Source organism: Ochrobactrum sp. PL_is483 (assembly GCF_055816855.1).
Genome location: NZ_JBVPGS010000040.1, coordinates 153020 through 166117, shown reverse-complemented (window position 1 = coordinate 166117; position 13098 = coordinate 153020). Strand labels below are relative to the sequence as shown.

General features: G+C 55.6%; 13 protein-coding genes. 9 read left to right on the top strand and 4 right to left on the bottom strand.

What is annotated here, in order from left to right:
• Nucleotides 1-27: 27 nt before the first annotated feature.
• Nucleotides 28-525 carry an Lrp/AsnC family transcriptional regulator gene (locus tag AC0TNJ_RS18930; RefSeq protein WP_473772039.1) on the bottom strand — a complete coding sequence of 166 codons (498 nt, stop codon included), beginning with the start codon at nucleotides 523-525 and terminating at the stop codon, nucleotides 28-30.
• A gap of 309 nt (nucleotides 526-834) precedes the next feature.
• Between AC0TNJ_RS18930 and eutB the strand changes: the two genes are divergently transcribed.
• The 8 genes from eutB to ehuA all read left to right on the top strand — a co-directional run bounded on the left by eutB (nucleotide 835) and on the right by ehuA (nucleotide 8174).
• Nucleotides 835-1830, top strand: a complete 996-nt coding sequence (gene eutB, locus AC0TNJ_RS18925; RefSeq protein WP_473772038.1) for a hydroxyectoine utilization dehydratase EutB — start codon at nucleotides 835-837, stop codon at nucleotides 1828-1830.
• Nucleotides 1830-2846: a cyclodeaminase gene (locus AC0TNJ_RS18920; RefSeq protein WP_473772037.1), complete on the top strand. Its 1017-nt coding sequence runs from the start codon at nucleotides 1830-1832 to the stop codon at nucleotides 2844-2846. Before eutB ends, AC0TNJ_RS18920 begins: the two co-directional genes overlap by 1 nt.
• Nucleotides 2843-4021 carry an ectoine hydrolase DoeA gene (gene doeA / locus AC0TNJ_RS18915; protein WP_473772036.1) on the top strand — a complete coding sequence of 393 codons (1179 nt, stop codon included), beginning with the start codon at nucleotides 2843-2845 and terminating at the stop codon, nucleotides 4019-4021. Before AC0TNJ_RS18920 ends, doeA begins: the two co-directional genes overlap by 4 nt.
• Before the next feature lie 9 nt (nucleotides 4022-4030).
• Nucleotides 4031-5059 carry a N(2)-acetyl-L-2,4-diaminobutanoate deacetylase DoeB gene (doeB, locus tag AC0TNJ_RS18910; RefSeq protein ID WP_122002447.1) on the top strand — a complete coding sequence of 343 codons (1029 nt, stop codon included), beginning with the start codon at nucleotides 4031-4033 and terminating at the stop codon, nucleotides 5057-5059.
• Between the two features lie 70 nt (nucleotides 5060-5129).
• Entirely contained in the window at nucleotides 5130-5993 is an 864-nt protein-coding gene (gene ehuB, locus AC0TNJ_RS18905) for an ectoine/hydroxyectoine ABC transporter substrate-binding protein EhuB (protein ID WP_473772035.1), read from the top strand.
• Nucleotides 5994-6064: 71 nt separating this feature from the next.
• Nucleotides 6065-6724, top strand: a complete 660-nt coding sequence (gene ehuC, locus AC0TNJ_RS18900; protein WP_473772034.1) for an ectoine/hydroxyectoine ABC transporter permease subunit EhuC — start codon at nucleotides 6065-6067, stop codon at nucleotides 6722-6724.
• Nucleotides 6721-7413 (top strand): ectoine/hydroxyectoine ABC transporter permease subunit EhuD, encoded by a 693-nt coding sequence (ehuD, locus tag AC0TNJ_RS18895; protein WP_122002450.1) that lies wholly within the window; start codon nucleotides 6721-6723, stop codon nucleotides 7411-7413. The genes ehuC and ehuD overlap by 4 nt, the downstream gene beginning before the upstream one ends.
• Nucleotides 7410-8174, top strand: a complete 765-nt coding sequence (gene ehuA, locus AC0TNJ_RS18890) for an ectoine/hydroxyectoine ABC transporter ATP-binding protein EhuA (RefSeq protein WP_473772033.1) — start codon at nucleotides 7410-7412, stop codon at nucleotides 8172-8174. Before ehuD ends, ehuA begins: the two co-directional genes overlap by 4 nt.
• A 53-nt stretch (nucleotides 8175-8227) precedes the next feature.
• Here the strand turns inward: ehuA and ehuR are convergent, their stop codons facing one another.
• Nucleotides 8228-9622, bottom strand: coding sequence for a MocR-like ectoine utilization transcription factor EhuR (gene ehuR, locus AC0TNJ_RS18885; protein ID WP_473772032.1), 1395 nt, complete (start codon nucleotides 9620-9622; stop codon nucleotides 8228-8230).
• A gap of 294 nt (nucleotides 9623-9916) precedes the next feature.
• On the opposite strand from ehuR, the gene AC0TNJ_RS18880 reads away from it, so the two are divergent.
• Complete coding sequence (locus AC0TNJ_RS18880; protein WP_473772031.1) at nucleotides 9917-10951, top strand: LacI family transcriptional regulator; 1035 nt, start codon at nucleotides 9917-9919, stop codon at nucleotides 10949-10951.
• 106 nt (nucleotides 10952-11057) lie between these two features.
• Here the strand turns inward: AC0TNJ_RS18880 and AC0TNJ_RS18875 are convergent, their stop codons facing one another.
• Together AC0TNJ_RS18875 and AC0TNJ_RS18870 are read right to left on the bottom strand one after the other, a co-directional pair.
• Nucleotides 11058-12224 (bottom strand): Gfo/Idh/MocA family protein, encoded by a 1167-nt coding sequence (locus AC0TNJ_RS18875; protein ID WP_473772030.1) that lies wholly within the window; start codon nucleotides 12222-12224, stop codon nucleotides 11058-11060.
• A 13-nt stretch (nucleotides 12225-12237) separates the two neighbouring features.
• Nucleotides 12238-12984 carry a sugar phosphate isomerase/epimerase family protein gene (locus AC0TNJ_RS18870; RefSeq protein WP_473769320.1) on the bottom strand — a complete coding sequence of 249 codons (747 nt, stop codon included), beginning with the start codon at nucleotides 12982-12984 and terminating at the stop codon, nucleotides 12238-12240.
• Between the last annotated feature and the right edge of the window lie 114 nt (nucleotides 12985-13098).

The window sequence follows — 13098 nt, the reverse complement described above, 5'->3', positions numbered from 1 at the left end:
TTTTAAAAGCCGGACAGTCTGTTTGGGCTAGTCGGTCACATCCTTGAACAGCGACAAGGGCGCACTCGCCTTCTCGTCCTTGACCAGCTTGGTCACGATATAGGTGAAGTAGCGCTCGATGCCGATATTCTGGTCCAAAAGACGATCAATCAGCCGCTGATAACCATCAATGTCGCGCGCCACGATCATCAAAAAGTAGTCCACCCCACCGCCAACGGACCAGCAGGACACGATTTCGGGCAAGGCCAGGATGGCTCTCTCGAACCGGTCAAAATCGCTTTGTCGATGATTGCCCAGGGTAATCTGGACTATGACATGAGCAATCGGGGCTATTTTTCGATAGGCGATGCGCGCGTGATAACCGGTCACAACACCGGCCTCTTCCAGCTTGCGCAGTCGCAGCCAGCAAGGTGTCGCCGAAAGCCCAACCTTCTCCGCCAGTGCGAGCTTGGTGATCCGCGCATTCTCCTGAACGGCTGCGAGAATACGCAAATCGACGGCGTCCAGCTTCAAGGCGGCTTTCATTCTTTTGATCCAGCATCTGCAAACACTCCTGTTTTCATTGGCACGCCCCTGCTCTGCTGACAAGGCTCCGCCAGAGAAAAGTCGTTACAGATCAAAATTGTAATGATCCAATATAATTATTGACATGATAAGAATGGTCTTTCACACATAGAGCCAAGAACAAAAATCAGACATTTGGGGAACGAGGATGCGGCCTTACGGCTTCGCACGTGGTGCATTATTGCGCCTTCTGTCCACTCATCCATCGCAGCGCTCAGCAGAACTTGGCGCGGCGTTCCCCGTCGCCATGACGCTATGAGAGGCAGCGCCATGCCAAGATTGGCCCGTGAAATGATTGGTCTTGACGATATCGAAGCAGCGCGTGAGAGGCTGCAAGGTCTCGTCGTGAAAACGCCGCTAACGCGCTCAGAGCATCTAAGTGAACTCACCGGCACTTCGGTTTATCTCAAACTGGAAAATCGGCAGACCACCGGCAGCTTCAAACTGCGCGGCGCGACCAACGCAGTCCTTAGCCTGTCGCCCGATGTTCGCAAGCATGGACTTGTGACGGCGTCCACCGGCAATCATGGACGGGCTCTTGCACATGCTGCTTCCAGTCAGGGATTGATCGCCACCGTTTGCCTCTCATCGCTGGTGCCGCGCAACAAGGTCGATGCAATCCGCGATCTTGGTGCGGATGTGCGCATCGTCGGAAAATCCCAGGACGATGCGACGAACGAGGTGGTGCGTCTGGCCCACGAAAACGGAATGAATGTCGTCCCCCCATTTGACGATCAGCGCATTATTGCCGGACAGGGCACAATCGGTCTCGAAATCATTGACGACCAGCCGGACACCGAGATTGTTCTCATTCCTCTTTCGGGCGGGGGGCTCGCTGCCGGCATCGCTGCGGCTGTGAAAGCCCGGCTTCCTCATTGCCGTATCATCGGCGTTTCCATGGCTCGCGGTGCAGCCATGGATGCCAGCCTCAAAGCCGGTAAGCCGGTCAATGTCGAGGAACTGGAGACACTTGCAGATTCTTTAGGCGGCGGCATTGGGCTCGACAATCATTGGACTTTTGAGATGTGCCGCTCGCTATTGGACCAAGTGATCCTGCTCGATGAGGAGGAGATTGCAGCGGGGATCAGACATGCCGCAACGCAGGAAGGTGAAATTATCGAAGGCGCAGGAGCGGTTGGTTTCGGCGCCTTGTTGAGCGGCAGGATCAAGCCAACAGGACCAACCGTCGTCATTGTTTCAGGCGGCAACATCGACCCTGAACAGCATCGCGCAATCGTCGAAGACCGCTATCGGAGGGCTGGATGATGGCTGAAATGAGAATTCTCACCGAAGCCGATCTGCGGCGGATCATTGCCCTCGACATGGCAAGCGTGGCGTGCGTGGAAAATGCTTTTCAGGCGCTCGCCAGTGGCGATGTCAGCATGCCTCCCATACTGCGACTGGACATCCCCGCCCAGCGGGGCGAAGTGGACGTGAAAACGGCCTACATTCCCGGGCTTGACAGTTTCGCCATCAAGGTGAGCCCCGGTTTTTTCAACAATCCGTCCATTGGTTTGCCTTCTACCAACGGGCTGATGATCCAGTTTTCAGCGAAGACCGGGCTGGTCGAGGCGCTCTTGCTGGATAATGGCTATCTGACCGATGTGCGCACTGCGGCTGCCGGTGCTGTCGCGGCAAAACACCTGGCGCGGGAAGACGCCCGTGTAGCTGCCATTTTCGGTGCAGGCATGCAGGCAGGGATGCAGCTTCAAGCGCTGACGCTCGTGCGTCCAATCTCCGAGGCGCGGATTTGGGCGCGCAACTTCGACAGCGCACAAAAAGCCGTTCAGAGCTTTACCGAGAAGCTCGGAATACCCGTAACAGCAATCGCGGATGCACAACCAGCCTGCGAAGGCGCGGATATTATCGTCACGACAACACCATCGGAAACGCCGCTCATCAATGCTGAATGGCTTGTGCCCGGCCAGCACCTCACCGCGATGGGTTCCGATGCCGAACACAAGAACGAGATTGATCCTGCCCTTTTTCGGCGACCGATCGTTTACATTGCAGACAGCCTCTCCCAAACGCGCAGGCTCGGTGAATTGCATCATGCGATTGCGGCAGGGTTTGTCGCTGCGGATACTGTTTTTCCAGAACTTGGCCAGATCGCGCTCGCTGCTTCTCCCTTCCAGCGGAAGGCGGAAGACATAACCTTCTGCGACCTCACGGGAACAGGCGTTCAGGACACGGCCATCGCTCGCCTTGCGACAGAGCGCGCCAGTGCGTGCGATGCAGGCACGAAAATCGATTCAACCAAAACTGCAGGAGCCAGCCGATGAGTGTGGAACTCAACTTCACCCGCGCGGAGTATGATCAGCGGATAGCAAAAACCCGTCGCGCCATGGAGAAGGCAGGCTTCGACGTCCTCATCGTCACCGACCCATCCAACATGCACTGGCTGACCGGCTATGACGGTTGGTCCTTCTATGTTCATCAATGCGTTGTGCTTTCGATGGAAGGGGAACCGATCTGGTATGGCCGCAGTCAGGATGGCAATGGAGCGAAACGCACTGCATGGCTCAGCCACGACAACATCGTCGGCTATCCCGACCACTATGTTCAGTCGCTTGAACGGCATCCTATGGATCTTCTGGCGTCGATACTGGATGAAAAAGGTTGGGGTTCCAAGACCATTGCCGTCGAGCTGGACAATTACTGGTACACGGCTGCCGCTCATCACGCCTTGCAGAAACATCTGCCGAATGCCCGCTTCAAGGATGCGCAAGGACTGGTCAACTGGCAGCGCGCCGTCAAAAGCCCGACGGAAATCGACTATATGCGAAAAGCTGGTCGGATCGTTGAGGCTATGCATCAACGCATCGTCGACAAAATCGAGCCGGGCATGCGCAAATGCGATCTGGTTGCGGAAATCTATGATGCTGGCACGCGCGGCGTTGACGGTTTTGGTGGCGATTATCCCGCCATCGTTCCGTTGCTGCCTTCCGGCCCCGACGCCTCCGCACCACATCTGACCTGGAACGATCTGCCGATGAAGACCGGCGAAGGCACATTCTTCGAGATCGCCGGCTGCTATAAGCGCTATCATTGCCCTCTGTCGCGCACCGTATTTCTCGGCAAACCGACACAGGCATTTCTCGATGCCGAAAAAGCCACGCTCGAAGGGATGGAGGCGGGGCTCGCTGCGGCTCGCCCTGGCAACACATGCGAAGATATCGCGAATGGCTTCTTCGCCGTGCTGAAGAAATACGGAATTATCAAGGACAATCGCACCGGCTACTCCATCGGTTTGTCCTACCCGCCGGATTGGGGCGAACGCACGATGAGCCTGCGCCCCGGCGACCGCACCGAGTTGCAACCCGGCATGACCTTTCATTTCATGACAGGTCTCTGGCTCGAAACCATGGGGCTGGAAATCACCGAAAGCATCGTGATCACCGAAACAGGCGTTGAATGCCTGTCGAATGTGCCGCGCAAGCTCGTGGTCAAGAATTAGGACGCTGCGATGATGCACACCTCGCCCCCCTCACGTCCCTCCCCGATCACGCCTACCGTCGATCTCAATCGCGACGGCGTTCAGCACGGACATCTGCGACTGCCGTGGTCCAGAGACGATTCCGCATGGGGATCGCTGATGTTGCCGATTTGTGTGATCCGCAACGGCGATGGTCCCACCGCCCTGTTGACCGGCGCCAATCATGGCGATGAGTATGAAGGGCCGGTCGCTCTCTATGATCTCGCAGCCAATCTGAAACCGGAAGAGATCAGGGGGCGGGTCATCATTGTTCCCGCAATGAACTACCCTGCCTTTCTTGCGGGAACGCGAACATCCCCCATCGACAAGGGCAATCTCAACCGCAGTTTCCCCGGGCGTCCCGATGGCACCGTTACCGAAAAGATTGCCGACTATTTCACCCGCTACCTTCTGCCAGCGGCCGATATCGTCATGGATTTTCACTCCGGCGGACGGACACTCGATTTCCTGCCCTATGCAGCCGCACACGCCTTGCCCGATACGGCGCAGGAACTCCGCTGCTTTGCGGCAGTCAAAGCCTTTTCGGCTCCTTTCTCGATGCGGATGATCGAGATTGATGCTGTCGGCATGTACGACACGATAGCGGAAGAAGCGGGCAAGGTGTTTGTCACGACGGAGCTTTCCGGCGGCGGTACAATTTCTGCCCGCACGGCTTCCATAGCCAAGCGCGGCATTCGCAACCTTTTGCGCCACGCAGGCATTCTCCAAGGAGAGGTGGAGCTGTCACCGACAACGTGGCTCGATATGCCGTCGCAGGAATGCTTCGGTTTTGCCGATACCGAAGGTTTGCTTGAACCTTTGGTCGATCTCGGAGCGGAAATACGCAAAGGCGACGTCATTGCGCGCGTCCATACTGTAACCCGCACAGGCGTCGCTCCGCGGGAATATCGCGCCGCGCTCGATGGAATTCTCGCAGCCCGGCACTTTCCTGGTCTCATCAAAATGGGGGATTGCCTGTCGGTCATCGCCACGATCAGCGAGGAGCCGTCTCCGGGATAAACCGATCAATAACGCCAACTGACAAGCCGGACAACAAAACAACCGGCGTTCATAAAGAGGAGTGAACACGATGCGCATGAAACGTCATACAATTTCCGCTCTGTTTTCGGCAGCTGCGGTCTTGTCCCTCACGCTTCCGTCACAAGCTGTCACCATTGACGATCTCAAGGGTGCGGGCTTTGTTCGTGGAGCGACGGCCAATGAAGTGCCTTACGGTTATATGGACGAGAGTGGCGCCGCCAAGGGTATAGGCCCGGACGTCGCCGCCGCAATCTTCAAGAAACTTGGAATTGAGGAAATCGACTGGACTGTTACCCCGTTCGGTTCGCTCATTCCCGGCCTGAAGGCCAAGCGGTTCGAGTTTGTCGCCGCCGAGCAGAATGTCCTGCCGGACCGCTGCAAACAGGTCCAGTTCACCGTCGCAAATTCGAGTTACGGTGAAGGTCTTCTGGTGCCCAAGGGCAACCCGAAAAACATTCATTCCTATGAGGACATCAAGAAAGATCCGTCGCTGAAAGTCGCGATCGTTTCCGGTGCGGACCAGATCGACTTCCTGCATGGAATGGGCATCGATGAATCCCAGATTGTCATGATACAGGGCAATGCCGATGCGCCATCGACGGTCCAGACCGGGCGCGCCGATGCCTATGCTGCAACGGAACTGACGGTCGCCAAGCTGGTCGAAAATTCACCGGAACTGGAACAGGCGCATCCGTTCACCGATCCGGTTGTGGATGGCAAATCTGCCAGAAGTTTCGGCGCGTTCAGCTTCCGTCCGGAAGACAAGGAGTTCTACGAAGCTTTCAACAAGGCGCTCATCGAGTTCAAGAAGACTGACGACTACAAGAAAATCCTGATGACTTATGGGCTTAGTGAGGAAAGCGTAGAAGCGGCACGAACGGTGGATACAGCCAGCCTATGCAACGCAAAGTAAGTTGATTTGCTGCCCGTCGAACCGTTCACGGCTCGGCGGGCATTGTCTCATCTCAACCGGGAGACGATCATATGCATTGGACGGAATATCTTCCCGCCCTTTTCAAGGGAGCGCAAATTACAGCCATTCTTGCCCTCAGTTCGATGGCTATCGGCACAGTACTGGCATTTTCCGCCGGTATTGCCCGGTTCGCGGGTGGGCCGATCCTTTCCGCGATTGCGGTGATCTATATCGAGATATTCCGCGGCACGTCGCTGCTCGTGCAGCTTTTCTGGCTCTACTACGCCTTGCCACTGATCGGCATTTCCTTTGATCCGATTACAACCGGCATCATGGGCCTTGGATTCAATATCGGTGCCTACGGCGCAGAAGTGGTTCGCGGTGCGTTACAGGCGGTGCCGGAAGCGCAACATGAAGCCGCCCGAGCGCTCAATTTCAGCAGGGGCCATACCTTGTTTCATGTCATCCTTCCGCAAGCGGTGGTCGAAATGATGCCGGCCTTCGGCAATCTTGCCATCCATAATCTCAAGGACACCGCCCTTGCTTCGCTCATTGCGATCAGCGACCTGACCTTCCAAGCGCAACGCCTGCGAAACCTGACATTGGACAGCGTGACAATCTACTCACTGACCCTGCTCGGCTATTTCGCAATGGCGCTCTTACTGGCAGCCGCCATTCGCTGGCTGGAGCGGCGTCTGAGACGCCAGACCATGGCTGGAGGTTTCGCATGATCTACGGTTACGCCTGGGACACCTCATCCACACTCTCATTCGCGATTTCCATTCTGCCAATTCTGGCGATTGGTCTTACTGTAACCCTGAAAGCCGCTGCCACCGGGTTTGCAATCGCGCTGGTACTCGGCCTCGTTTTTGCGCTTCTGCGCCGCAGCCCATACAAGATGATCTCCTGGCCAACGGCAGTCGTGGTGGAATTCCTGCGTGATACGCCGCTGCTGGTACAGCTGTTTTTCCTGTATTACGTGCTACCGGTTTACGGCATCGTGCTGCCTGCCTTTCTGACTGGCGCCCTGGCCCTTGGTCTTCAATATTCAGCCTATACGTCGGAAGTTTATCGTGGCGGCATCGAAGCCATCCCGCGCGGACAATGGGAAGCAGCACGCGCGCTGAATCTCACGCCCTGGCGCACCTATCGCGATATTGTCATTCCGCAAGCTATACCCCGGATCATCCCGGCCATGGGCAATTACCTCGTCTCCATGCTGAAGGAGACGCCTGTGCTGTCGGTGGTCAGCATTGTCGACATGCTGAACCTTGCCAATCTGATTGGCGACCGCACCTTCGAATATCTGGTGCCTCTGTCGATGGTGGGCCTGATTTTCCTCGCCCTGACCTTGATATGCTCGGCACTCATACGCCTGCTCGAACGTACACTTCCAAAAAACGGGATCGCTCTCAAATGACCCAGGAAATTATCCGCTTTCAGAACGTAACCAAGCGCTTCGGAGCGCTGACCGTACTGGATCGCTTCAATTTTTCCGTCAGAACAGGCGAAAAAGTCACCCTTATCGGCCCCTCGGGCTCGGGGAAATCGACGGTTCTTCGTATCCTCATGACGCTGGAGCCGTTTCAGGAGGGCACGCTTGAGCTTGCAGACATGCCTTATCACGAGCCGAACGGTAAAGGTCACTTTCAGGCCAGCGAAGCCCATCTGCGCAAGATCAGGTCGCATGTCGGCATGGTGTTCCAGAGCTTCAATCTGTTTCCACACATGTCGGTGCTGCGCAACATCATCGAGGCCCCGGTTCACGTTCTGGGTATGAAGCGCGCCGAAGCGGAAGCCCGCGCACTCGACCTGCTCTCTCTCGTGGGATTGACCGACAAGAAGGACCATTATCCTTCGCAGCTATCAGGTGGCCAGCAGCAACGTGTCGCCATCGCCCGCTCGCTTGCCATGCGCCCACGCGTACTCCTGTTTGACGAGCCCACCTCCGCGCTTGATCCGCAGCTCGTTGGAGAAGTGCTTTCCGTCATTCGCAGTCTGGCACAGGAGCACGATCTGACCATGCTCCTTGTCACGCATGAAATGCGATTTGCCCGGGAAGTATCCGACCGCGTTTGCTTCTTCGATAAGGGACGCATTTGCGAACAAGGTACGCCGGAACAGATATTTCAGGCCCCAAGCGAGGCGCGCACCAAAGAGTTCCTGCAATCAGTGCTCTAGGCTGGAGTGACGAATTAACTTACGGTTCGGCGTTGGTGTATTTTTCTGCTGAACTAGGCGATCGATCCCACATCGTAAACAGGCGGCAATTGCGCAAAGGTCTCACGGATGGTCTCAAGTGCCGTCTGCAAAGCCGAGCGAGAAAGCCTTCCCCCTAGGCAGATGCGAATGCCGCCGCCTCCACGGTCGGCACCGGCCACAAATGGGTCCGATGGCGTGACCGCAACACCTTTGCTGGCAAGTGCGCGCACCAGCCCATCCTCAGACCAGTTGCGAGGAATTTTCAGCCAGGCGCAGAGCGATAACGGATTGCTGCCAGCCACATTCGAACCCAGGATATCGGTTACTTGCGCCTGCCGGGATCGCAGCTCGCTGCGCTGGATTTTAATCAATTCCGCCGCCGTGCCATCCTCGATCCAGCGGCTGGCCATCTCACCCATGAGATTAACGCCGCTCCAGCTTGTAACGCGCAGAATGGATGTAACCCGGATGGAATATTGCGTCGGGACAACGAGATAGCCCGTACGCAAGCCAGTCATCACCGTCTTGGTGAAACTTGTAACAAAGAAGCCTAGGTCGGGCAGCAGCTCCGGCATCGAGGGTAATTTATCTTCAAGGATGGGTTTATAAACCTCATCCTCGATAACACAGACATCGTAGCGCCGCGCGATTTCCGCGATGGCGATGCGACGCCCTGCGCCCATCAGATGGCTGGTCGGATTGCCCAGTGTCGGGATCATCACAAGCGCACGGACGTCACCAGCCTTGCAGGCGGTTTCAAAAGCATCGGGTAGAATGCCCTGTTCATCAATCGGAAGCCCACGCAGAGTAAATCCGAGCACATTGGCAAGACCTATGATGCCATGGTCGGTCAGGCTCTCCGTGAGCACGACTTCCCCCGGCTGAACGACAGCAGCAACCGCGAGAAACAGCCCATGCGCAGCGCCGTTGGTGATGATGATCCGGCCCGGATCGACATCCACCGACAGATCGCGCAGCCAATCGCGTGCGATAGCGCGATGCCTATCCAATCCCGCTATCGGACGGCAAGGACGCATAAAGCTTGCATTGTCCGAATGGCTCATTTCTTCGAGCAGGCGACGCGAAGCATTCTCATGCGCTTCTGTATAAACCGCCCGAATAATCGATAGATCCGCCGTTCCGCTAGGATCGCGATCCAGCATGAACCGGTCCGCTCGCTCCGTCACCCGGTTGCAGACATAGGTTCCCCGACCAACCTCGCCACGCAAATAACCACGCCGTTCGGCTTCCTTGTAACTGATGCTGACCGTCTGCACCGAAAGTCCGAGCTTGTGAGCCAAATCCCGATGGGTCGGCATACGCATGGAGGGTTGAAGAATGCCCTTTTCAATATCATCGACTATTTTTTCGGTCAGAAGTCGGTGCTTGGTGACGCCCTTGCGCATTTCCAAAATAGGTTCCCACATGCGTCTGCCGACTCCATCATGACATATCCAAAATTGTCTTATTATACTGAATTAATACCATGACATTCCAGTTAAAACAGCACATACGGAGAAGCCCTCCCCCTAGTGAAAGTCACTGTCCTGGCCATCGAGCACATGAAATTACGCGCGCAATATCCGGTCCAGAATAATATCGGAAGTCAGCAATATTGTTTCATAGAAGATGACAAGTCCATCAAAACAAGCTATTGATAGATAAAGCGATTTCTATCGTTCGCCCATATACGTCGTTCCTCGCCGCCGGACGAAATGCGCATGAATGAAAAACGGAGCCCGACGGTTTCCAAGCCGCAAAATCCAGCCAAATCGTTCCTCGAAAATGAACGTCCCACGCTGAAGACAATCGCATTCATGACTGGTCTGGGTGTAACCACGGTTTCACGCGCCTTGAAGGACGCGCCTGAAATTGGTCCCGAAACCCGCAAACGTGTGCAATTGATCGCGAGGCAGATCGGCTATCGCCCCAATCGTGCTGGTGTACGCCTGCGAACCGGCAAAACAAATGTCATTGCGCTGGTTCTTAATACGCAAGATGAAATCATGGGGTTCACCAGCCAGGTCATTCATGGTGTTGCGGATGTACTTGCCGAAACGCAGTACCATCTCATTCTGACACCCTATTTTCATTCACGGGCACCGATTGAACCTATCCGCTATATCGTCGAGACAGGCTCAGCCGACGGAATTATATTCTCACGCACCGAACCGGACGACCAACGCGTCCATTATCTGACCCAACATGATTTTCCGTTCGCCACCCACGGCCGCACCGATACGGGCATTGAGCATCCTTATCACGACTTTGATAATTTCACTTTTGCACTGGAGATGGTCGGCAAACTGACGGCGCTTGGACGAAAACGGCTTGCCCTGCTGACACCGCCGGCCCACCTCACCTATTACCGGCATATGGTCGGTGGATTTTACGAGGGGCTGCGCACCTTTCATTGCAATGGATCCCCCCTTGAAGGGGTCGATCTCGATACGCCGCTTGACGATTTGCGGCTACACATTGCTCAACTGATGAAAAGGGCAGATCGGCCCGACGGGATCATCTGCTCGGGCAGTGCCGCCGCCTTGGCACTCGTTGCGGGTATCGAAGATGCCGGAATGAACATTGGCAATGAAGTCGATGTAGCCGCCAAACAGTCGACCGAAATTTTGCACTGGTTTCGCCCGGGGCTGATTGTCGTTGAGGAAAGTTTCAAGCTCGCCGGACAACAACTTGGTAAAGCCATCCTGGGCCGGATCAACGGCAAAGACATCAAGTCCCTACAGACAATCGGCTAAAATGGGTGGAGGCCACCCCAATCCCGCAGGATTGAGACAGCCTCCAATCGCTCGGGAGGAGCGATGCAAGTCAATATGCTCTATCTCTTTGTTTTTACGTATTATCCTACGCAAAACCGCTTCGCACTTTTGCAGGAAATGCTCTAAGCAAGGCCTCTGCGGCAGCTATATCAAGTGCTTCCGGGCGCGTGCATCCGGTTTCAATGTCGATGAAACGCTTTTCTTCGCCTGATTTGAGAATAGCCAACATGACCTCGACTCCATGCAGTGCACGTTCCAAAGAACAACGCATGTCGCGGCTATCCAAAATGGCGGCTGCCATATCCGCCAGTCCCGCCGCCCGATAGTTCGCCATCATTCCTTGCAAGTGCTGCTCATTGGCGATTCCAAAGGGATGTTCCCAGTCTTCTACTGGTACGGCTGGCTCACCCGGCTTCGCTATCTGGACTTCCCCGCCGAAAAAATTCGGGTCCGGCAGATAGAGCGATCCTTCGGTGCCGTATAGTTCCATGTTCGCATGGCGGTGCGCCCATACATCCCAACTCGCTGAAAGCGTGATTGTTGCACCTTGCTCGAATTCGAGCAGCGCGTGGATTGTCGTTGGCGTCTCCACTGGAATGGTTTCGCCTCTGCGCGGCTCGGAACTGATCGTCCGCGTCGATGTCGCCATGGAAGTCAATGCGGCGACCCGCTTCACAGGCCCGATAAGATTGACGAGATTGGCAATATAATAAGGGCCGAGATCGAGTATGGGACCGCCGCCGTGCTTGAAGAAAAAGTCCGGGTTTGGATGCCAATGCTCCATCCCGTGGCTCATGACATGGCATGTACCCGAAGTGATGCGACCGACATGCCCGCTATCGATTTCGCGCCGCGCCAGCTGGTGTGCGCCGCCGAGAAACGTATCTGGAGCGCATCCGACCTTGAGACCACGACCATCGGCAAGCGCCTTCAGTTCCAGCCCCTGCTCCATCGAAAGAACCAGAGGCTTTTCCGAATAGGCATGCTTGCCTGCTGCCAGTATCTGCTTGGTCACGGCATAGTGGGCATCTGGAATTGTCAAGTTGACGACAATATCGATATCATCATTCTGAAGCAGTTCTTCGATGGTCTGCGCCTTTACACCGAACTCGTCTGCGCGCGCATTTGCTGCCGCCAGATTGATATCTGCGCAAGCCCTTATTTCGATGTTTCGAAACATCGGTGACAGCCGCAAATATGCGGCAGATATATTGCCGCAACCGATAATCCCGACACCAAGGCTCCCGGTCATCTCGTTCTCCAACTTAGAAGTTTCTTACGGTTTCGATGGAACGCCTCGCAAATCGTCTATCGTCGGACGGATTGTCGTGTTCCATGATGAAATAGCGGGCGGGCGTCTTGCGCAAAGCCGTGAACAGGGCAGCCCAGTCGACGGTCCCGTGACCAACATCTTCCCAACCGTCTTCGTCGGCTTTTTCACCATTCACCGCGATGTCCTTCACATGAACTGCAAGTATCCGATCTCCATAACGCTCGATCCATTCAAACGGATCGGCACCGGCTTTGGCGATCCACGCAATATCAGCCTCCCAGGCCAGATCAGGTGAAGCATTGAGAATGTGTTCTTGCGGCACGGAACCGTCGGCCAAAGGCTCGAATTCAAAATCGTGGTTGTGCCAGCCAAACGCATAACCTTCATTGCGATAAGGCTCGCCAGCTGCCGCCACACGTCTGCCGAACTCCTGCCAGCCAGCTACGCTATCCGGGCGGCGATCTGCATCGAGATAAGGACAGAAGATCGCCTTCATATCGGCGATCTTGGCAATCTCCAAAACGCGGGCCACTTCATTTTCCAGCATATCCAGACCAAAGTGGCCGGTAGGCATGGCAAGCCCAAGTTCGTCGAGTTCCTTCTTTAATTGAACGGGATCGCCATAAATCGCTCCATATCCTTCTACCCGGCGGTAGCCGAGGTCACGCAACATCGTCAGTGTACGCTCCAGCGGCTGGAAATTGCGGGAGCTGTAAAGTTGGTAGGAATATCCGTTCATTGTCCTCATCCTTGAAATCTATCCCGAATTGTGTCGGGCTTTTTTCCAGACAAATTATCCCGGCGGTCCGAAACTGCCTTCGGACCGGCAACTGAAAGCCAATTGTTTCGTCTC

What these genes read in the sequence shown, in the direction of transcription:
- AC0TNJ_RS18870 (WP_473769320.1), bottom strand. Translation starts at nt 12,984, where the DNA reads ATGAACGGATATTCCTACCAACTTTACAGCTCCCGCAATTTCCAGCCG.
- AC0TNJ_RS18880 (WP_473772031.1), top strand. Translation starts at nt 9,917, where the DNA reads ATGAATGAAAAACGGAGCCCGACGGTTTCCAAGCCGCAAAATCCAGCC.
- ehuC (WP_473772034.1), top strand. Translation starts at nt 6,065, where the DNA reads ATGCATTGGACGGAATATCTTCCCGCCCTTTTCAAGGGAGCGCAAATT.
- AC0TNJ_RS18875 (WP_473772030.1), bottom strand. Translation starts at nt 12,224, where the DNA reads ATGACCGGGAGCCTTGGTGTCGGGATTATCGGTTGCGGCAATATATCT.
- ehuR (WP_473772032.1), bottom strand. Translation starts at nt 9,622, where the DNA reads ATGTGGGAACCTATTTTGGAAATGCGCAAGGGCGTCACCAAGCACCGA.
- AC0TNJ_RS18920 (WP_473772037.1), top strand. Translation starts at nt 1,830, where the DNA reads ATGGCTGAAATGAGAATTCTCACCGAAGCCGATCTGCGGCGGATCATT.
- ehuD (WP_122002450.1), top strand. Translation starts at nt 6,721, where the DNA reads ATGATCTACGGTTACGCCTGGGACACCTCATCCACACTCTCATTCGCG.
- doeB (WP_122002447.1), top strand. Translation starts at nt 4,031, where the DNA reads ATGATGCACACCTCGCCCCCCTCACGTCCCTCCCCGATCACGCCTACC.
- AC0TNJ_RS18930 (WP_473772039.1), bottom strand. Translation starts at nt 525, where the DNA reads ATGAAAGCCGCCTTGAAGCTGGACGCCGTCGATTTGCGTATTCTCGCA.
- ehuB (WP_473772035.1), top strand. Translation starts at nt 5,130, where the DNA reads ATGCGCATGAAACGTCATACAATTTCCGCTCTGTTTTCGGCAGCTGCG.
- doeA (WP_473772036.1), top strand. Translation starts at nt 2,843, where the DNA reads ATGAGTGTGGAACTCAACTTCACCCGCGCGGAGTATGATCAGCGGATA.
- eutB (WP_473772038.1), top strand. Translation starts at nt 835, where the DNA reads ATGCCAAGATTGGCCCGTGAAATGATTGGTCTTGACGATATCGAAGCA.
- ehuA (WP_473772033.1), top strand. Translation starts at nt 7,410, where the DNA reads ATGACCCAGGAAATTATCCGCTTTCAGAACGTAACCAAGCGCTTCGGA.